Source organism: Chitinophaga pinensis, from assembly GCF_007896845.1.
Taxonomy (GTDB): Bacteria; Bacteroidota; Bacteroidia; order Chitinophagales; family Chitinophagaceae; genus Chitinophaga; species Chitinophaga pinensis_C.
Map to the genome: position 1 here is coordinate 236,746 of NZ_VOHS01000002.1, position 19,599 is coordinate 256,344.

The following is a 19,599-nucleotide window of genomic DNA, read 5'->3' on the forward strand; positions in this document are numbered from 1 at the left end:
GCTTACTGAGACGGGATTCCGGTTGCCAATGTTATTGCAAACCTACTATAATGTTTGCTTTTTGAGCTGATTAATTTTTCTTTTCTGCACTCATTAACTCCACACTTCTGTTCACGAATGCGGTCAGATCAGCACCGGTGAGCAGGTTCTGTGATAACAGTGCCAGATCTGCCAAGTTACGCACCTGTTTCTGCTGTCTGTCATTATCTGTTTCTCCCAGGATCTGCAGATAGATCGGGTGATTAGCATTCACCGTCATGTTGATTTCGTCAGGCATATTTGCATACCAGCTCATACCTGCGCCACCAACAGCAGCCATGTCTTTCATACGACGCATAAACTCAGGACGTGTTACGATCACTGGTTGTGCATCGGCGCTCAATCCCTTCAGTTCTACTTTCACATGTTCCTGTGGAATATGTCCGAACAGTTCCTTCAGTTTTGATTCCTGATCAGTAGATAATACGCTTTCATTCTTCTCATCAACATTGATCAGATTATCAGCGATATCAGCATCTACACGGGTGAACATCATGCTATCCCATCTTGGCTCCATATTGTTGATGAATGCTGCATCCACAATATTATCCAGCTTCACAATCTTGTAGCCTTTGTTCTTAGCTGCCTGAATATAACTATCCTGTTGTACGGCGTTTGTAGCGTACAGTACTACCAGCTTGTTGTCTTTATTTGTCTGCAGTGCAGCTGCTTCTGTCTTATATTCTTCCAGTGTATAGAACTTACCCGGTTCGGTGATTTCTTCCAGCAGCAGGAACTTGTTTGCCTTCTCAGAGAATTTATCATCGGTCATCATGCCGTATTTGGCAAACAGTCCGATAGACTCCCATTTCTCTTCAAAGCTCTTACGATCGTTACGGAAGATTTCATCCAGTTTGTCAGCCACTTTCTTTGTGATATAAGAGCTGATCTTTTTCACATTCGGATCACCCTGCAGATAGCTACGGCTCACGTTCAGCGGAATATCCGGACTGTCGATCACACCGTGCAGTAACATCAGGAATTCCGGTACGATATCCTTCACTTCATCTGTCACAAATACCTGATTGGAATACAGACTGATCTTGTCTTTCTGTACTTCAAAGCTCTTACCGATCTTAGGGAAATACAGGATACCGGTCAGGTTGAACGGATAGTCAACATTCAGGTGGATCCAGAATAAAGGTGCTTCTGCGTAAGGATATAATTCTTTATAGAAGTTCTGATAGTCTTCAGTAGTCAGTTCAGCAGGTTTCTTTGTCCACGCCGGATTGGTGTTATTCAGTTGTTTGTCTGCAAATTTTACAGGCACTGGCAGGAACTTACAAAACTTTTCGAGGATGTTCTGAATACGGCTGTCATCCAGAAACTCTTCACTTTCTTCATTGATGTGCAGTACGATATCGGTACCACGGCTTTCTTTGCTGGTTTCTTCCAGTTCGTATTCAGGGCTGCCATCACACTCCCAACGTACAGCTGCTGTATCAGGTTTATGAGATTTTGTAAAGATCTCCACCTTGTTACTCACCATAAATGAGGAGTAAAAACCGAGACCAAAGTGACCAATGATATTAGCACCGTCAGTCTGTCCTTTATATTTATTCAGGAACTCTTCAGCACCTGAAAACGCAACCTGGTTAATGTATTTATCTACTTCTTCTGCAGTCATACCCACACCCATATCGGATATGGTCAATGTCTTCTTTTCCTTGTCTAATGTCACTGTAATTTCCGGGGTGCCCAGCTCACCTTTGAACTCACCAACACTGGCCAGCGTCTTTAATTTTTGAGTAGCATCCACAGCGTTACTTACCAGTTCGCGGATGAAGATCTCATGGTCTGAATAGAGGAATTTCTTAATAATGGGGAATATGTTCTCTGTTTGAACACGTATTGCTCCTTTCTGCATGGGTATCTTATTTTTTTGGATTTCCGGACAAAGGATATGCCAGCAGACATTTTGCTGACAAAGTGTCGGCAACTGCATCAAAAAATACGCTTTTCTGGCTTTTGCTTGGCCGTCGCAGATTCGTCGCTAAGCCGTCGCTTGTTCGTCCCTATCCCTCCGGCTTACAAAATGGCAGTCTTCCCGCCGGCTTAACAAATAAATCATACAGGCAGCCCCTTAACTGTAACACAAATGTTGTAGATTTAATCTTCCTGACCCCGGTGAGTGTTGAGACCTAATGTTTTTTACCCGACACCCTTCTTTCTAAACCTCATTGTACATGAAAAGACATCTACTCCTTTTCCTTGCTGTTACCAGCTTTGCCGGTGCGTATGCACAGACACAGCCTGCAACACAGGTACTGCCTTACCAGCAGTCATTCAATAGCCTGTCGCCAGCCTCCACGACCTATCCTGACGGCTGGCAGGGCTGGACTCTTTCCGGCTCTCCTTCCGGCAATTTTAATGTGCTTCCTCCGGCATCAGACAAGGCACTGATCACAGGAGGTGCATCCAGTACCACCAATGGTGTGTATAATTACAACGGGAAACTGGGTTTTCTCAATAGCGGAAGTGTGGATAACAGTCTGGTACTGGCCGTAACGACCAGTGGTCAGACCAATGTGGCTGTGCAATACGATGTAATGACCCTTCGTAACCCTTATGACGGGACCTCCAATACCCGTATTAATGAGGTGACGCTCCAGTACCGTATTGGCAATACCGGCAACTTCACCAACATTACCGGTATTGAATATCAGAATACAACGACGCAGCAAACCGGGTCGGGCGTGACAACACCGCTGGATTCTGCCCACAGGACACTGGTACTGCCTTCCCTCTGTGACAATCAGCCGCTGGTACAGTTGCGCTGGGTGAACAGACAGATCAGTGGTGGCGGTTCCCGGCCGTCTTTCGCTATTGATAATATTCAGGTAGGCAGCGGTGCGGCAGATGTAACACCACCAGTTGCTGACAGCTTATGGCCGGCAAACGGCAGTATTGACGTCTCACCAGCCGCACAGCCGATTATTATATTTTCGGAACCTGTAAAGGCTGGTAATGGCAGACTGGTTATCCACAACAGTACGACCGGTACAGCGCTGTTTATCCCGGCTGATAGCTCAATTGTGTCTTATGCAGCACAGTATGTGACGATTGCAGCCAGTCTGCAAGCGCAGCAACATTATTATATTACGATTGAACCCGGTGCAGTGCTGGATCTGAGTGATAATGCTTTCGGCGGACTGACCGACACCAGTGCATGGTCGTTTACGACTGGTTTACAGCAGTTGAGTTTCGACTTTAATGGTTGTGCTACCGGCAATATCTCACAGGGTTTCAAACAATATAGCGTGACTGGCGCACAACGCTGGGACTGCACCACTTTTGGCAGAAACAGTAATGGTATACAGATCAATGGTTATAGTGGCGGTCCGATCGAAAACGAAGACTGGCTTATTTCTCCGGCTTTTGATTTCTCCGGTTTTGACTATCCTTTGCTGAATTTCTATAGCCGTACCGCATTTTCTGGTCCGTCGCTGCAGCTGAAGGTGTCTACCAACTATGACGGTGTCAGCCATCCAAATACTGCCAACTGGACAACTGTAAACGGTCGCTTCCCTGCTTTGCTGTCGGATGCCTGGACACTTTCAGACAGTGTTAATCTGGCTGCCTTTAAACAAGCCGGCGTTTATATCGCCTTTGTATATACCTCCTCTCCTGCGACAGGTGCTGCCCGCTGGACATTAGATGATGTATTTATCACAAATAGTCCGGAAGCACCTAAACCTTCGCTGGACCTTAGCAGCAGCAGCATTGACTTTGATTATGTACCGGCCGGACAATCATCAGCGCCCTTGCCATTTACCTTCCAGGCCAATGACTTCACTAAAACGCTGACAATTACCTCAACCGGCAACTTTACCATTGCGCCTGACAGTACAGCTGCATTCAGTCATACACTGACTTACCAGCCAGCTGCTTTAAATGCCGGTCCGAAGACCGTATGGGTAAAATTCCAGCCGACCAGCGCGGATCAGAACTATACCGGCAGCATTACTTTCGCTGCAGATAGCGTAGCACTTCCAACGATCAGACTGTCAGGTACATCTCTTCGTTCGCTGAAAGTGGTGAACTGGAATATCGAATGGTTTGGCAGTCCGGTACAGAATCCGGCGAATGACAGTCTGCAACAGGCGAATGTGACCACCATCCTCAAAAAAATGGATGCGGACATCTTTGCGCTGGCAGAAGTAGTAGATACTGCCCGTTTCAGAGCGGTAGCCAACCAGATGCCGGGCTATAGTTATATTATATCTGACTTTGGTTCTTATGCTGACAGTATAAAGGATGTGGATTATGTATCTGCACAAAAACTGGCCTTCCTGTATAAGACTTCTGTTATCAAAGGATTGCGCTCTTATGGTGTATTGCGTCAGGGTGGCAGCAGTAATGCCTATTATAACTGGTCTTCCGGTCGTTTCCCTTTCCTGCTGGAAGCGCGGGCTAAGCTGAACAATGACAGCGCCCTGATCCGTTTTGTATTGTTACATGCCAAAGCGAATACGGGTACTGCTTCAGACAAGATCGAATCATGGAGCAGACGCAGAAACGGTGCACTGGAACTGAAGGATTCGCTGGATGTGCAGTATCCGACAGCTAATCTGATCGTACTGGGTGATTTTAATGATGCATTTGACAAGACCATTACGACTGAGCTGGCGCCTGACACAACCACCTCATATATTGACTTTATCAATGACAGTATTCATTATAAACCGGTAACACTGCCGCTGAGCCTGCAGGGGCAGCAGTCGACCGCCTCCTTTAACACAGTAATTGACAATGTGCTGATCTCTGATGAGATGGCACTGAGTTATCTGCCGGGATCTGCCCGTGTACGAAAGGAAGTGGAGACATTGGTAAACAGCTATAGCAGCACGACGACCGACCACTATCCGGTTCAGACCAATTACAATCTGCATGTGCTGGCCCATCCGGTTGCGCTTGAATTTGCTGCATCGGTGGACACCGGAGATGTTAAACTGACCTGGAGCACGCCTTATGAACTGAATCTCAGAGATTATATTATTCAAAGGTCCAGAAACCAATCTCAATTTGAATCCGTAGATACTGTGGCCGCGCATGGAACTACGTCACAACCGGTTAGTTATACGACTTATGATACCCGTCCGTGGTTAGGCGTATCCTACTACAGACTGAAGATCACGAGTCTGGACGGCAAGGTTAGTTACAGTGAGAATCAGAGAGTTGTGGTAACGGTGCGAGATCTTTTACAGAAACTCTTCTGGTGTATTTTTGGCAACCAGCTGCAGATGTGGATAGACATGCAGAAGGCTGGTCCGGCACAGTTACAACTTGTTGATATGCAAGGCCGTGTAAGGTATCAGGGACAAACCATCCTGAACAAAGGCAGAAATATCAAATCACTGGATATCAGTAACTTATCTAACGGTATCTATATTCTTCGCGTAACGAGCGTGGAAGGTACGCAGGTAAGCAAAATACTTGTTAGCCACTGATCTTTTTTGAAGAAACCTTGAACGATCCGGCCGCTCTGTTCACCACAGAGCGGCCTTTTTATTTGCTGGTGTCAGCAATTTAAGTATCTTTGCACTCCTAATTTTTTCAAACAATTAAAAACAGGGAAATTATGAACTACGAATTGATGGTGATCTTTACCCCTGTGCTGTCTGAGGAAGACTACAAAGCTGCTCAGAAAAAATTCGCTGATTTCATTAAAGAGAATGGCGGAGAAGTAACGCACGAAAATCCCTGGGGATTAAGATCACTGGCGTACCCAATCCAGAAGAAAACCACGGGCATGTACCTGGTACTGGAGTACAGCGCGCCATCCGACCTCAATGAGAAGCTGAAAATTCAGCTGAACCGTGATGAGAATGTACTTCGTCACATGACTACAGCATTAGACAAATATGCTGTTCAGTACAACAACCGTAAGAGAAATGGCGTAAACGCTGATTCTAAAACCGCAGAAGCTTAAAATTATGGCAGTAAAACAAGAAATTAAGTATTTAACGGCCGTAAAGACTGAGAAGCGCGCAAAGAAATATTGCCGTTTCAAGAAGTTAGGCATCCGGTATGTAGATTACAAAGACGCTGAGTTCCTGAAGAAATTCCTGAACGATCAGGGTAAAATGTTACCTCGTCGTATCTCCGGTAACTCTCTGAAATTCCAGCGTAAAGTAGCGCAGGCTATTAAGAAAGCCCGTCAAATGGCTTTGTTACCTTACGTTACTGACCTTTTAAAATAAACAAACCACCTAGGTTTCCGGTGTAAGCCGGGTAATTAAAGGTCCTTAAAACTAATTAACAATGCAAGTAATCTTAATACAAGACGTAGATAACCTGGGCCAGAAAAATGAGCTGGCTACCGTTAAAAACGGTTACGCCAGGAATTTTCTGATCCCGCAGAAATTTGCGGTAGAAGCTAGCCCTTCTAACCTGAAGCAACTCCAGGAGCGCCTGAAAGTGCAGAAAGTAAAAGAAGAGAAAATGTTAGCTGAAATCGCCAAAGTAGTGGAAGTGCTGAAAGCAGGTCCCGTTAAAATTGGCGCTAAAACCGGTACTTCCGGTAAGATTTTCGGTAGCGTAACTGGTGTGCAGATTGCACGTGCTATTAAAGAGCAGAAAGGTTACGAAATCGATCGTCGCCGCATCCACATCCTGGATGATGTAAAAGAATTAGGCACTTACAAAGCGAAACTGGATTTCGGTAAAGGCAATGAAGCTGAACTGGAATTCGAAGTTGTGGCTGAATAAGACTCACATATTCTTCAAAAAGTCCCGTCTCATTTTAAATGAGGCGGGATTTTTTTATGTAGTTACCTATCTTTGTACTGTCTATGAAAACGTATTTATCTCTATTCCTAGCTGCAGGTATCCTATTCTCCTGCAATGAAAGCACAGAAATAAGCGACTCCGTACGCGATACTGCTCATATAGAAGAACCTCCTGTTACCGGGAGGGTACTACGCGACACAGATACCTTCAGCGTAGGTAATAAACATTTCAGTATACAGCCGCTTGCGCAGTCCTCATTTGATAAACTGGCTACTCCTGACTATGACAGTACAGAAGAGAGTCAGATCGCAAAAGACCGTGCACATGTCAAACGTCAGGGTGATTCCCTTTATATCACGCTGAACAATGGTCAGACTACACTGATTGCGAATAATACCCGTGATGCAGACGACAGCAAATACGCCAACTATTTCTACGCGGGCTATATTCCTGCCATCCACCAATACCTTGTATTTGGCGGTTACTACGAGTCCAGCGATTATCTGCTGATCAATGCTGACAATGGCACGGTTACCCATGTATGGGGTATTCCTGTCATCTCTCCCGACCATAAGTATATTATCTGTCCTTCTGTTGATCTGGTGGCAGGCTTTAATAGCAATGGTTTTCAGCTCTTCTCCTATGCTAATAATACACTGACGCAGGAAGGCGAAGTAGAGTTCAGCAAATGGGGCCCCGGCCAGATGAAATGGCTGGACAATCAGAGTATTGAAGCAGAATACATCGTATTGGACGATGATATGAATGAAAAGCCCAAACCAGTGAAACTGGTAATCAGATAAGGGTGGTTACTTCGTATACTTTGCAATAAAATCAAACATCTTCTCTGCAGCGTCAACTATCTTGTCGGCCGGTATTGCATGCCCGCCGCGGAAACTGTATAGTTCATGTATGACGCCCGCTTTCTTCAGTACGCTGTCCATCGCGACTGCCTGTGAATAACGTGCAAGTGTATCTTCGGTACCATGTATCAGCAAGGTAGGTGGCGTTTTTTCATTGACATACAACAGAGGACTGGAAGTACGGTATAAATCTGTCCGCTGCCCCGGGGTTCCTCCTAATACTGCTGCTGCCAGTTGGGGTACACCTGCGCTGCCTTCATCATAAAAGCGTTGCATGTCATACACACCCAATAAATAGACTGCCGCTTTGATATACCCTTTCTCATTGTGTTTATTTGCCTGTAATGCTGCCAGATGAGCGCCGGCACTGGTACCGATTATACCGGTAGCCCGGGAAATATGAAAGCTGTCGGCCATTTTCCAGACATATTGCAATGCAGTATTGACATCTTCTTCTGCAGCGGGGAACGTGTTTTTCCCATCTTTCACGAGGCGGTAATTCAGATTCACATAGGCATACTTTGCATCCCGGCTCTTCATATTGTCAATATGTGGGGTATAATCCCGCTTATCGCTTCCCATCCATCCACCACCATGCACAAACACCATGATATGCGTGATGGCAGGATCCCTGCCGGCGGGCAGATAGATGTCCATGACCTGTAGCGAGTCTTTTCCGTAATGTTCATTCAATAATTCCATGGCAGGTAATGCAGTCGCTGTGTCCCGTGCAGCTGAGCCCAGTTTGGTACAGGCAAACGTCATCAGGGAAAATATAGATAAAAACAATGCAGGACCGGATATACGGCATACGGTAACAGATGAGACAGGCATATTCTTTGGGGATTATGATGAGATATACGTAAATCGGTTAGCAGCAGGATGCAGCAAAAATCTTACCTTCCTGCTAAGAATCCACATACATGAAAAATGTACTATTGTTTTCCCTTTTGCTGGTCTCCGGCCTGAGCTTTATGCCAGCTGCTACACAGGCACAGATGCAGCAGGGCCCTCTTTCCAACATAGAAGGAAATGCAAAATCTATTACCAGTAAACTGAAAAGTGCATTGTCCCTGACAGATGTGCAGCAACCAAAGATACAGGACGCCGTAATGAACTTTCTGGAGCAGCGCGCTACTATCCTGTCGCTGAATAATAGCAATCCGAAGGCTTACAGTACGAAATTAAAGGGGTATCAGACGAGCTTTCAGCGCAAATTGAAGCACACACTTACGCCGGAACAATTCACTGGCTTCCTGGAGCTGAAACCAGTGAATAATGACATGACCAATGTCCTGTCACAATTATATTATTAGCCATTAGCTCCAGGCCTTACGCAGGAATCTCAGCCAGTTTCCGTGCATAATATTGTCAATATCTTCCTTTGAATATCCTCTCTTTGCAAACAAAGCCGGGATCTTCTGCAGATCGGCAATTGTTTCCAGATCATAGGGACTCTGTTCTTTACCAAAAGCGCCATCCAGATCTGACCCGATACCCACGTGCAGAGCATTACCTGCCAGTTGACAGATATGATCCATATGGTCTACCAGCACATCCAGCGAAGCGCCCATACCTTTCGGATCGGACACTCCTCTTACCCATCCGGGTACCATCATCCACGCATCCATCGCACCGCCGATAACTGCGCCACGACTGATCAGTTCCTGCAGCTGTTCATCAGAGAACTGTCTGTTATGATTCACCAATGCGCGCACGTTATTGTGGCTTGCCCATACATGTCCGTGAAAATGATCCATGGCTTCCCAGAAACTATCATCACAAAGATGTGTGGCATCCAGAATGATATTCAGGCGTTCCATTTCCTTCAGCAATGCCTGTCCTTTCTCACCCATAAAACCAGTTGCATCAGTTCCCTGTGCATAACGTCCCGGACCGTAGTGAGCAGGTCCTACTGCGCGTAAACCATTATCATAAGCGCGTTGCAGATAATTAAGGTCAACGATGGAATCAGCCCCTTCCAGACTCAGGATATAACCGATCGGTTTATTGGTGTTGGGAGTACCGTCATTCCAAAGCGCGAGGTGTTTTTCCAAAGCGGCCAGATTGGTGATCTGTGTCATCTCTCCGGCATCTTCCATGGCTTTATACCACGCGAGCTGCCCTTGCGTCTGAGCCCATGCCTGCTCAGGAGAATACCATCCCGGCAGGTGATTATCAGGCGCTACAAATCTGGCGATCTGTGTTGCCACCACCAGTCCGATATTTCCTTCCCTTAATTGTGGAAAGGATACCACGCCTTTCGCACGGTCAGGCTTATCGGTCATTCCTTCTTCGCGCTTCCTGATATCGTTAACCGGCAGGCGCAGGTTACGATTCCACTCCATCGCATTCATGCTCAGATCAAGATGCGCATCTACTATAAACATGTGAGTATTTTTTTGATAAGTTAGATCATGATCTTTCTGTCTCTCGCTATCACTTTCCACCATGCTACACAGTTATTGTTTTCTACGACGCCAACACGTTCATGCAGTGCGACAGTCGGACAGATATGCATGGGTATTCCATACAGGACTGTTCCCACCGGATATAGCGAGGTATCAGGAACCTTTACCACCATATGTTCTTCGCTGTGGCCCAGCAGTTCAGCATCGGGCGCATTCAGAAAGTAAATACGGGGTTGCGGATTCTCGGAAGCTACTGCCTTATGTCCCAGATCAACACAGATATGTTTAGCATCTATCACTGAGATCACCCGTGTGATAACGGCAGCGGCAAAATCAAAATGTTGTTCGGGATGCAGCTTATGATATCCCCAATCCTGAAAAATAAATGTTCCCGGACTGCATTCCACACCCGGACGTTCTGCATGTATTGCATAGGTCGGCGTACCTCCTGCGATGATCTGCGGAGCAGGAGCGCCGGCTTCCGTGATAGCGGCGGCTAATGCAATGACAGGTGCAAATCCGGCATTACACTTTTCTCTGCGCAACTCAAACTCTGTATCGTGGAGATGTCCGTCGTATGCGTGTAAGCCAACCGGTGTAATACCCGGCAAATGCAGCAGTTCCTGATAGAGATCCTGTGCTTCAGTACCCGGTCCCGGTTCGATCCCCGTCCTGTTCATCCCAACATTGAGATCAAGATAAACCGGGAGATTACGCTGTGCTGTGGCGAATGTGGCCGCTATAGCGATTGCAGACGCACTATTATCCACAAGACAGGCATATTTCGTGTCCGGATATTGCTCTACTATCTGCAATAAGCGGTCAACTTTCGGTCCTACAGGCTGATAAGCCAGCAATACATCGCCGGCGCCTGCCAGACCAAGCATTTCTGCTTCAGCAATAGTGGCACATTTGAACTTGTTAATGCCTTCTCCCTGCAGCAACTGCACGGCTTCTATCATCTTACTGGTCTTGATGTGCGGGCGCAGGCGCTGTACATCTCCGACAGTTTGTTTCAGTAAGCGGATATTCTCCAGCATACGCTCAGGATACACAAGCACAGCGGGTGTATCGATGGTGTTGATATTGTGTAGTTCGTACCACATACTTTTATACAATTAGCAATTAAGAATCAGGAATTAAGAATTGGTCAGCTCCAATCTGTCACAGGTAAGACGCAGGAAATATGCCATACTAACTGCGTCAGTTATGCACTATACAGACTATTGAAGTCAATGCATAATTCCTGATTTTTAACACTTAATTTTTCTTAGTGCAATTCAAATAAGGCTTCAATTTCAACCGGGATATTATCCGGCAGTGAACCCATACCTACTGCGCTGCGCACACCGATCCCATTTTCTTCTCCCCATATTTTTGCGAACAGTTCGCTTGCACCATTGATGATATAAGGATGACGTTCAAAGTCAGGCGTACAGTTCACCATACCCAATACTTTGATCACACGTTTTACTTTGTCCAGACTACCCAGGTTTTCCACAATTGTAGACAGCATGGTAAGACCAACCTGTCTTGCAGCCAGTTTGCCCTTTTCCATATCAAACTCAACACCAATACGGCCAATGATCAGGCTTTTATCATCCTGCACGGGACCGTGACCTGACAGATACAGGTATTTTCCATCGATCAGATATGGCTTATAAACGCCCAGTGGCGTCGGAGCCGGAGGTAATGACAATCCTAATGCGTTAAAATTTTCTGTTGGTGTCATAGTGCACTGTTTTTCTTGAATTAGATAAAGAGGTTTAAAATCAGACAACCGATCAGTCCTACCACAGAGACAATTGTTTCCATCACTGACCAGGTCTTGAAAGTATCTTTCACTGACAAATTAAAATATTCCTTGAACATCCAGAATCCACCGTCATTCACGTGGGAGAACATCAGACTGCCTGCGCCGGTAGCCAGTACCATCAGACTGGGATGCACGGAAGTCCCTGCAACCAGTGGCGCGACAATACCGGCTGTTGTCAGTCCGGCAACTGTAGCCGACCCGACACTCACGCGTATCAGTGCAGCAATGCTCCACGCGAGGATCAGCGGGTTCATATGCATTCCCTGTAAACTATCTGTAATCACCTGACTCACTTTACTATCCAGCAGCATTTGTGTCAGGGCACCGGAACCACCAATGATCAGGATGATAACAGACACATCCCGGATAGCGTCTTCCATAATTCCCATTACTTTTTTCACCGGTAATCCCCGGCGAATGCCTAATACATAGGCACCATTCAATACCGCCAGTAACATTACAATCACCGGATCTCCCAGCCAGGTGGTAATCTGCCATAGAAAAGTATCAGGTGCTGCACGCAGCTTCAGCAAAGATGTACCTGCCAGTAACAATACCGGCAGCAATGCGGCTACAATACTTGTGCCCATAGAGGGCAACTGATCTTCCGGCATGGGTGCGACAGTAAATAACGGTGCAGGTTCCTGTGTATAATGCTTCAGAAAGCGGGTAAATACGGGACCTGCCAGAATAATGGCAGGAATAGCCACAATCAGACCGTATATAAGCGTTAATCCCATATTTGCATGGAATGTACCCACCAATGCTGTAGGCGAAGGATGAGGCGGTAAATAGCCATGTGTTACCGACAGCGAGGCCAGCATCGGAATACCGAGATAAACGGTCGGTAGTTTCGTTCTGGCAGCCACTGTAAAAATAAGTGGCACCATCAGTACAAAACCGATATTGTAGAACAAAGGGATTCCCACGATAAAGCCAGTCAGCATCAAAGACCATTGTACATACTTCCGGCCGAACACATGCATCAGGCCATTGGCAATACGTTGTGCAGCACCGCTCTCAGCCACCAGTTTACCCAGCATACTACCGAATACAATGATGATCACCAGAGAGCCCAATGTCTTCCCGATACCTGTTTGTATAGATTGCGTGATCTCAGCAATTGACATTCTCTCTTCCGGTACTCTGACCATGTTCAGAGCCAGTCCCATAAAGAGACAGACAATCAGAAAAGCAATAAATGTATTTAACCGGAAATAGGCTACCAGTAACACCAGCAGCAGGATGGAAACAAATACTACTAATAAAGCCATGAATGTTCGGATGTTGGCGTGTGCCTGTTAATTATTCGTAACGCAATGCAACTATCGGATCCAGACGTGAAGCCTTAATGGCTGGATAAATACCTGATATAAGCCCTACCGCCGCACAGATAAATATCCCGGTCGTTATCCATAACCACGGAATGATAAAACTGGATCCTGTCAGCAACGATACGAGGTTGCCTACCAGCATGCCAAGTATGACACCCAGCACACCTCCCAGTAAACTGATGATGATAGACTCGTATACAAACTGCTGACGGATTACTTTACTGGTTGCTCCCAGTGCTTTGTTCACACCTATTTCACGCGTGCGCTCTGCTACTGATACCAGCATGATATTGGTCAGACCGATAGCCGATCCAAACAACGTAATAGCGCCGATCAACACAGCCGCAAACACTACGTAACTCAGTGTACCAAACAGCATCTCTGCAATGCTGTCGCTTTTATTGATATAAAAATTCTCTTCTTCATTTAATGCCAGGCGGCGAACCACTCTGAATAATCCTGTGGCCTCTCCGATTGCAGCGTCCATCTTCGTAATATCCTTTACTGAAATGCCGATATTGTAAGATGCATTGGGAAGATTAAATACTCTACGTGTATTATTCACCGTAGTGATCACCACATTATCTGCACTCATGAAACCACTGTTTCCTTTAGGCGCCATTACTCCTACTACGCGATAGCGTACATTTCCTACACGGATAGAGCTGTTAACAACATTCTTCAGATTATCACCAAACAACTTCTTCGCAACATCCATACCCAGTATTGCCACGTTTCTGCCTGATTCGACATCCAGCTGATTCAGGTTACGTCCCTCCCGCACAGTATAATTGGATAACTGAAGATAACTTTCATCGCCACCCATCACACGCACATTCGGATTCGTCTTCTTATCATTCTTATACACTGTCGCGTTCCCTGTTGCATTGGTAGACACACTTACTGTGGCAGGAAAAGCATATTTCCGTTTAAAGTCAATTGCCTCTTTATAAGTAATAGGAATATTACTATTGGAGGTTTTTACCCTCGTTTTCTTGTTTCCTTTGGTTGCTCCGCCTCCTCCGCCGATACGTATCTTCAGTGCCCTGCTCTGTATATTGAAGCTGTTGGCTCCCATATTCGCAAAACTGCTGTAAATGCTGCTTTTCATACTATCAATGGCCGTAAAAATGCCCACGAGGGCCATAATACCAAAACCAATGATGGCAATAGTAAGCCCTGCGCGCAAACGATTGCCGCTAACAGAGCGAAAGGCGAGGGAAAATGTGTCACGGAACTGCATGATTTAAAGTTAATAAAAAGTTTTTTTCCGCTACTTTTATTCTATAAATGGCCTGATGCCCAATCCACCTACTATAAAAGAAATCGCACAAAGGCTCAACCTGGCCCCTTCCACTGTATCCAGGGCCTTGCACAATCATCCGCGTATTGGCTTGAAAACCAGGATGCAGGTACAGGCACTCGCCCGGGAACTGCAATATGAGCCCAATCAGACAGCCATTTTCTTCCAGCAGAAAAAAACCTTTACCCTCGGTATTGTACTTCCTGAATTGTCTGAAGCCTTCTTCTCCGCAGCAATCAGCGGTATAGAAGATACTGCCAATAAAAGTAATTACATGGTACTGCTGGGGCAGTCACATGATGATACAGCAAGAGAGCAGAAGATAGTTGAAATCATGAAAAATCACCGGGTAGACGGACTGCTGGTATCTCTCGCGAGGAATACCGTACACTATGCACATTTCGAAATGCTGCGGAAGTATAATATCCCGGTTGTGTTCTTTGACCGGATTCCCGATATGAAAGATATTCACTACGTCGCCTCGAATATGGAATCAGGCACGATTCAGGCAGTCTCTTTGTTGCTACAACAGGGCCACCGGGTCATCGGAATGATCAATGGTCCGGAAAAGCTGATCGCCAGCCGGCAACGTACAACAGGTTACCAGAAAGCCATGCAGCAGCAACGCCTGAAATACGATGCTACCCTCAATATACACAGCGACCTTACAAAAGAAGGAACCTGTCAGGCTATGCAACAGTTACTGTCGCATAAAAGGAAAATAACAGCCGTTGTCGCCTTTAATGACTACGTTTCACAGGACGCCGTACAATATGCCGCCGAACAGGGTGTACAGATCAATAAGGACATTTGCTTCGTCAGTTATGCTAACCTGCCGCTGAGTAGTTATATGGCATATCCTCCCCTTGCCTCCGTTGAACAATACCCCTATCTGCAGGGACAGAAAGCCACCGAAATTCTCCTTGATCTGTTGTCTGGTAAACTGGCACCAGATGCTTATCAACAGGTTGTTATCGATTCAAAACTGGTCATTGCAGCGGGGAAGTAAAAATTTGCGCAATCGTTTGTCCAGCTGTTGTCTCAATTCTTATCATTATGTTTGATGCATAGCAACTTTATCAACCAGCAATGCAGGATATACTGGCAGCTTATGGATTATCAATGGCCGAATGCCATATTCAGCCATTCGGCAGTGGCCTTATCAACGCCACATGGAAGATCTCTGCGGCCGATCGTCACTACATCCTGCAACGCATCAATCACGGGGTATTTAAGCAACCTGCACTGATTGCAGATAATATCAGCGCTATCGGCCGGTATCTGGATACGCACCATCCGGATTATTTCTTTGTACAACCTGTACGCACCGTTGGCGGACAGGAAATGTATATCACGGCAGCAGGAACTTATTTCCGTATGCAACCTTTTGTGGCGGATTCGCGCAGCTATGATGTGGTGGATAATGCACAACTGGCATTTGAGGCAGCCAGACAATTCGGTCGGTTTACAAAGTTGTTGTCAGGTATTGATATCAATACGATTCAATACACACTACCTGATTTTCACAATCTGACCCTGCGTTATCAACAGTTTGAACAGGCTATACAACAAGGCAATGCGGTAAGGATAGCAGAAGCTGCGGCAGATATTGACATGATCCGTAGCTATCAGCATCTCACTGCGACATTTGAGGCTATTCAGCAGCATCCTGATTTCAAGATGCGCGTCATGCATCATGATACAAAGATCAGCAACGTATTGTTTGACAAGGCAGATAAGGGCATCTGTGTAATTGATCTGGATACTGTGATGCCGGGTTATTTCATCAGTGATTTCGGAGATATGATGCGCACCTATCTCTCCCCTGTCAGTGAAGAAGAAACTGATTTCAGCAGAGTACAGGTAAGAGCAGATTATTATCGGGCAATTGTACAGGGATATCTGAGCGAGATGAAGGATGAACTGAGTGAGGCAGAAAAAGCACATCTGGTGTATGCCGGACAGTTTCTTGTGTATATGCAGGCCATCCGTTTTCTGACGGATTATTTCAACAATGATAGTTACTACGGCGCAAAATATGAACGTCATAATCTCCTGCGGGCGCGTAATCAGCTGACACTACTGAACAGCATCACGCAACAGGAACAAACGCTTTCTTCAGTGGCGGCAGATTAGCTGTCACAACGCTTGAAAAGCAGCACCAACACACCAAAAAAAATACCGGCCAACTGGCCGGTATTTCCGTTTTTATCTTGCGCTTATCTACTAGATAAACTGTAATAATAATCCAGGGAAGATACCCAGCAGAATAACGATTGCTGCTGTAATGATCAGCATCAGTTTAAAGCTGCCACTGATCTCTGCGGTTTCAGCTTCGCCTTGTTTGAAGTACATGGCGATGATCACGCGGAAATAGTAGTATGCACTGATAGCTGCACAGATCACAGCAGTGATCACCAGCCATAACAGGTTACCCTGTTGAACGGCTGCTGCCAGTACAAAGTATTTAGCAAAGAAACCTGCTGTCAGAGGAATACCTGCCAGTGAACATACAAAGATCGTGGTGGTGATAGCCAGTACTGGTTGCGTACGGGCCAGTCCGTTGAAACCATCGAAAGTATAATCTTTCAGTTTGATCATCACAGCGAAAATACCGATGGTTGCTACGCTATATGCTGCCGCATACAGGATGATACCCTGTGTAGCGAAAGTATTCATAGAGATAACAGCCAGCAGCATGAAACCTGCCTGCGCGATACTGGAGTAAGCCAGCATACGTTTAACGCTTTGCTGGAACACAGCGGTGAAGTTACCGATGATCAGCGTAGCTGCGGTAATGATCGCCAGCAGCAGCTGCCAGTCAGCCGTCAGTCTTTCACCTACGAATGCACCATGGAATACTCTGATAAACGCGATGAAACCACCTGCTTTTACCACTGTAGCCATGAAAGAAGTGAACACGGTAGGAGAACCGTCATATACATCCGGCGTCCAGAAGTGGAAAGGCGCAGCAGATACTTTGAAAGATAATGCGAAAGCCATCAGGATGATACCGCACAATGCCAGTGTATTCACTTTACCTGCACCCAGACCCAGTTCAGCTACGTTGAAAGTACCGGTAGCACCGTAGATCAGTGCAATACCCATCAGCAGGATACCGGTAGAGAAAGAGCCCATCAGGAAGTACTTCAGGGAAGCTTCTGTGCTTTTAGGCGTTTTCTTATCCGCACCAGCCAGTATATACTGTGGAATAGACATAATCTCTATTGCCAGGAAGAGTATTAATAAGCTGCTGAAAGTAGAAACCAGTGTGATACCAGACAGGATGAAGAAGATAAGTGCGAAATAGTCAGAAACGTGTTCGCCTACTTTTTCAAAAGCACTGCCGGATAATAAGAAATAGATCAATGTACTACCCAATGCGATTGCATTGAATAAGATACTGAAGTGGCTGATGGTGATCATGCCATATAAGGTACGCTCGCCTGCTCCAATGGTAGATAACTCCGCCAGGTTGGCTGCAAATGAAATCAGCAGTACAACTATGGCTACAAATTTTATGCGCTGCTTATTACCGATAAATAAACCCGCAAACATCATTACAACGCCCGATAAAGCAGTAGATATTAATGCATTCATATTCCTGTGTTACGAAAGAACAACTTTTTAATAAACCTTGTTAACCAATTCAGTAGTGCTGCTTACCAGCTCCAGCATAGGCTTCGGATAGAAACCCAGTACCAGAATGATACCTACGATGATGATCAGTACCACCAACTCATTTCCTTTCAGATCAGTAGTTGTTTCGGTCAGCTGATTGCTCTGTCCGAAGATTACTTTCTGTATCATGTTCAGCGTGTATACCGCTCCGAGGATGATACCCAATCCGGCTACAGCCATGAACCAGACATTGTACTGGAATAACCCACTCAACATCAGGAACTCCCCGATGAAACCGTTGGTCAATGGTAAAGCGATATTGGCAAGACTGATAGTTACGAGGAAGATGGCGATACCCGGTGCATACTGAGCAATACCTCCCATCTCGTTCAGGTTCTTAATTTTCAGACGGTTCTGGATGATTTCAACGATGATCCAAAGACCAATGATGTTGATACCGTGGTTAAACATCTGTACCATCAGACCCTGTAAGCTCTGTTCATTGTTAGTGAAGATAGCAGCGCTCATCAGACCGATGTGGGCGATAGAGGAGTAAGCGATCAGGCGTTTGATATCTGACTGTACGATTGCGATGCAGGATGCATAGATGATACCGATAATAGACAGTACGATCGCCACATCTGACCACATATAAGCACCTTTCGGCAGTACAGGCAGTAACCAGCGGATCACACCGAAAAGACCCATTTTCACCATGATACCGGAAAGTACCATTGTAACAGGGGTTGGTGATTGTTCGTAAGTGTCAGGCTGCCATGTGTGGAAAGGGAAGATCGGCATCTTGATAGCGAATGCTACGAAGAACAGCCAGAACAACCATGATTGGTCCTGTGGAGCAACAGCACCGCTTACAAAGCTGGCGTAGCTGAAAGAATGCTCCGGCGTTTGCAGGTAGATATAGATCAGACCTACGAGCATCAGCAGGGAACCTGCGAAGGTGTATACAAAGAATTTAAATGTAACCGGAATACGTTTTTCGCCCCCCCAGAGTGAGCAAAGGAAATACACCGGAATCAGTGCCAGTTCCCAGAAAACGTAGAATAACAAAGCGTCATACGCTGTGAACACCCCTACCAGACCGGCCTGAGACAACAGCATCAGACCATAGAAACTGTTAGCGCGTTCATATTCTCTGTTATAGATAACGATAAAGATCAGCAGAAAAGAGATGGCTGTCAGCAAACAAAGCATCAGGCCCATTCCATCCAGTCCGACACTAAACTGTGCGCCCAGCTGAGGAATCCAGTTTGCAGTCAGTTGCAGCGCATCCGGAGCAGTCCTGAACTGGAACAAAGCAGCAACTGTTACTGCCAGCGAAGCCAGGGATGCCACCAAACCAAGCGCTTTAGGGCCAGACCCCTTCAGACCAAACGTAACCAGGCCCGCAACTAAAGGAATCAATATGAGTAATACTGTCAACATAATTATATCTAAACTTGTCCTTTTTTAATGATGGTGC

17 protein-coding genes are annotated in these 19,599 nt (G+C 46.0%); 8 read left to right on the forward strand and 9 right to left on the reverse strand.

Going from position 1 to position 19,599, the window contains the following annotated elements:
• Window positions 1-70: 70 nt before the first annotated feature.
• A complete protein-coding gene (gene htpG / locus FEF09_RS02905; RefSeq protein ID WP_146303596.1) occupies window positions 71-1,906 on the reverse strand; it encodes a molecular chaperone HtpG in 1,836 nt (611 codons plus the stop codon).
• A gap of 319 nt (window positions 1,907-2,225) precedes the next feature.
• Here htpG and FEF09_RS02910 point away from each other — a divergent pair, with 319 nt between their 5' ends.
• The 5 genes from FEF09_RS02910 (at window position 2,226) to FEF09_RS02930 (ending at window position 7,574) form a co-directional block, all read left to right on the forward strand.
• Window positions 2,226-5,489 carry a choice-of-anchor J domain-containing protein gene (locus tag FEF09_RS02910; protein ID WP_146303597.1) on the forward strand — a complete coding sequence of 1,088 codons (3,264 nt, stop codon included), beginning with the start codon at window positions 2,226-2,228 and terminating at the stop codon, window positions 5,487-5,489.
• Between the two features lie 131 nt (window positions 5,490-5,620).
• Window positions 5,621-5,971, forward strand: coding sequence for a 30S ribosomal protein S6 (rpsF, locus tag FEF09_RS02915; RefSeq protein ID WP_261387306.1), 351 nt, complete (start codon window positions 5,621-5,623; stop codon window positions 5,969-5,971).
• A gap of 4 nt (window positions 5,972-5,975) precedes the next feature.
• Entirely contained in the window at window positions 5,976-6,242 is a 267-nt protein-coding gene (gene rpsR / locus FEF09_RS02920; protein ID WP_012794558.1) for a 30S ribosomal protein S18, read from the forward strand.
• A 61-nt stretch (window positions 6,243-6,303) separates the two neighbouring features.
• Window positions 6,304-6,750, forward strand: coding sequence for a 50S ribosomal protein L9 (gene rplI, locus FEF09_RS02925; RefSeq protein WP_012794559.1), 447 nt, complete (start codon window positions 6,304-6,306; stop codon window positions 6,748-6,750).
• Between the two features lie 83 nt (window positions 6,751-6,833).
• A complete protein-coding gene (locus tag FEF09_RS02930) occupies window positions 6,834-7,574 on the forward strand; it encodes a hypothetical protein (protein ID WP_146303599.1) in 741 nt (246 codons plus the stop codon).
• Between the two features lie 6 nt (window positions 7,575-7,580).
• Here FEF09_RS02930 and FEF09_RS02935 read toward each other — a convergent pair whose 3' ends face one another.
• Window positions 7,581-8,468, reverse strand: coding sequence for an alpha/beta hydrolase (locus tag FEF09_RS02935; protein WP_146303600.1), 888 nt, complete (start codon window positions 8,466-8,468; stop codon window positions 7,581-7,583).
• Window positions 8,469-8,557: 89 nt separating this feature from the next.
• Between FEF09_RS02935 and FEF09_RS02940 the strand changes: the two genes are divergently transcribed.
• Window positions 8,558-8,950, forward strand: a complete 393-nt coding sequence (locus tag FEF09_RS02940) for a hypothetical protein (protein ID WP_146303601.1) — start codon at window positions 8,558-8,560, stop codon at window positions 8,948-8,950.
• A 3-nt stretch (window positions 8,951-8,953) separates the two neighbouring features.
• Here the strand turns inward: FEF09_RS02940 and FEF09_RS02945 are convergent, their stop codons facing one another.
• The 5 genes from FEF09_RS02945 to FEF09_RS02965 form a co-directional block, all read right to left on the reverse strand.
• Window positions 8,954-10,024 (reverse strand): dipeptidase, encoded by a 1,071-nt coding sequence (locus FEF09_RS02945; RefSeq protein WP_146303602.1) that lies wholly within the window; start codon window positions 10,022-10,024, stop codon window positions 8,954-8,956.
• Window positions 10,025-10,044: 20 nt separating this feature from the next.
• Complete coding sequence (locus tag FEF09_RS02950) at window positions 10,045-11,151, reverse strand: D-TA family PLP-dependent enzyme (RefSeq protein WP_146303604.1); 1,107 nt, start codon at window positions 11,149-11,151, stop codon at window positions 10,045-10,047.
• Between the two features lie 164 nt (window positions 11,152-11,315).
• On the reverse strand, window positions 11,316-11,777 hold the full coding sequence (locus FEF09_RS02955; protein WP_146303606.1) for a RidA family protein: 462 nt from the start codon (window positions 11,775-11,777) through the stop codon (window positions 11,316-11,318).
• Window positions 11,778-11,797: 20 nt separating this feature from the next.
• A complete protein-coding gene (locus FEF09_RS02960) occupies window positions 11,798-13,135 on the reverse strand; it encodes a gluconate:H+ symporter (protein ID WP_146303607.1) in 1,338 nt (445 codons plus the stop codon).
• 31 nt (window positions 13,136-13,166) lie between these two features.
• The gene (locus FEF09_RS02965) at window positions 13,167-14,438 is read right to left on the reverse strand and encodes an ABC transporter permease (RefSeq protein WP_146303609.1); all 1,272 of its coding nucleotides are present in this window, start codon (window positions 14,436-14,438) and stop codon (window positions 13,167-13,169) included.
• 55 nt (window positions 14,439-14,493) lie between these two features.
• On the opposite strand from FEF09_RS02965, the gene FEF09_RS02970 reads away from it, so the two are divergent.
• A complete protein-coding gene (locus FEF09_RS02970) occupies window positions 14,494-15,507 on the forward strand; it encodes a LacI family DNA-binding transcriptional regulator (protein WP_146303611.1) in 1,014 nt (337 codons plus the stop codon).
• An 80-nt stretch (window positions 15,508-15,587) separates the two neighbouring features.
• Window positions 15,588-16,634, forward strand: a complete 1,047-nt coding sequence (locus FEF09_RS02975) for a phosphotransferase enzyme family protein (protein WP_146303613.1) — start codon at window positions 15,588-15,590, stop codon at window positions 16,632-16,634.
• A gap of 90 nt (window positions 16,635-16,724) precedes the next feature.
• Here the strand turns inward: FEF09_RS02975 and FEF09_RS02980 are convergent, their stop codons facing one another.
• Together FEF09_RS02980 and FEF09_RS02985 are read right to left on the reverse strand one after the other, a co-directional pair.
• Window positions 16,725-18,098: an NADH-quinone oxidoreductase subunit N gene (locus tag FEF09_RS02980; protein WP_146303615.1), complete on the reverse strand. Its 1,374-nt coding sequence runs from the start codon at window positions 18,096-18,098 to the stop codon at window positions 16,725-16,727.
• A 27-nt stretch (window positions 18,099-18,125) separates the two neighbouring features.
• Complete coding sequence (locus tag FEF09_RS02985) at window positions 18,126-19,562, reverse strand: NuoM family protein (protein ID WP_146303617.1); 1,437 nt, start codon at window positions 19,560-19,562, stop codon at window positions 18,126-18,128.
• Between the last annotated feature and the right edge of the window lie 37 nt (window positions 19,563-19,599).

Bases quoted from the DNA above. Each gene is read 5' to 3' on its own strand.
- htpG (WP_146303596.1), bottom strand. From the start codon at position 1,906: ATGCAGAAAGGAGCAATACGTGTTCAAACAGAGAACATATTCCCCATT.
- FEF09_RS02910 (WP_146303597.1), top strand. From the start codon at position 2,226: ATGAAAAGACATCTACTCCTTTTCCTTGCTGTTACCAGCTTTGCCGGT.
- rpsF (WP_261387306.1), top strand. From the start codon at position 5,621: ATGAACTACGAATTGATGGTGATCTTTACCCCTGTGCTGTCTGAGGAA.
- rpsR (WP_012794558.1), top strand. From the start codon at position 5,976: ATGGCAGTAAAACAAGAAATTAAGTATTTAACGGCCGTAAAGACTGAG.
- rplI (WP_012794559.1), top strand. From the start codon at position 6,304: ATGCAAGTAATCTTAATACAAGACGTAGATAACCTGGGCCAGAAAAAT.
- FEF09_RS02930 (WP_146303599.1), top strand. From the start codon at position 6,834: ATGAAAACGTATTTATCTCTATTCCTAGCTGCAGGTATCCTATTCTCC.
- FEF09_RS02935 (WP_146303600.1), bottom strand. From the start codon at position 8,468: ATGCCTGTCTCATCTGTTACCGTATGCCGTATATCCGGTCCTGCATTG.
- FEF09_RS02940 (WP_146303601.1), top strand. From the start codon at position 8,558: ATGAAAAATGTACTATTGTTTTCCCTTTTGCTGGTCTCCGGCCTGAGC.
- FEF09_RS02945 (WP_146303602.1), bottom strand. From the start codon at position 10,024: ATGTTTATAGTAGATGCGCATCTTGATCTGAGCATGAATGCGATGGAG.
- FEF09_RS02950 (WP_146303604.1), bottom strand. From the start codon at position 11,151: ATGTGGTACGAACTACACAATATCAACACCATCGATACACCCGCTGTG.
- FEF09_RS02955 (WP_146303606.1), bottom strand. From the start codon at position 11,777: ATGACACCAACAGAAAATTTTAACGCATTAGGATTGTCATTACCTCCG.
- FEF09_RS02960 (WP_146303607.1), bottom strand. From the start codon at position 13,135: ATGGCTTTATTAGTAGTATTTGTTTCCATCCTGCTGCTGGTGTTACTG.
- FEF09_RS02965 (WP_146303609.1), bottom strand. From the start codon at position 14,438: ATGCAGTTCCGTGACACATTTTCCCTCGCCTTTCGCTCTGTTAGCGGC.
- FEF09_RS02970 (WP_146303611.1), top strand. From the start codon at position 14,494: ATGCCCAATCCACCTACTATAAAAGAAATCGCACAAAGGCTCAACCTG.
- FEF09_RS02975 (WP_146303613.1), top strand. From the start codon at position 15,588: ATGCAGGATATACTGGCAGCTTATGGATTATCAATGGCCGAATGCCAT.
- FEF09_RS02980 (WP_146303615.1), bottom strand. From the start codon at position 18,098: ATGAATGCATTAATATCTACTGCTTTATCGGGCGTTGTAATGATGTTT.
- FEF09_RS02985 (WP_146303617.1), bottom strand. From the start codon at position 19,562: ATGTTGACAGTATTACTCATATTGATTCCTTTAGTTGCGGGCCTGGTT.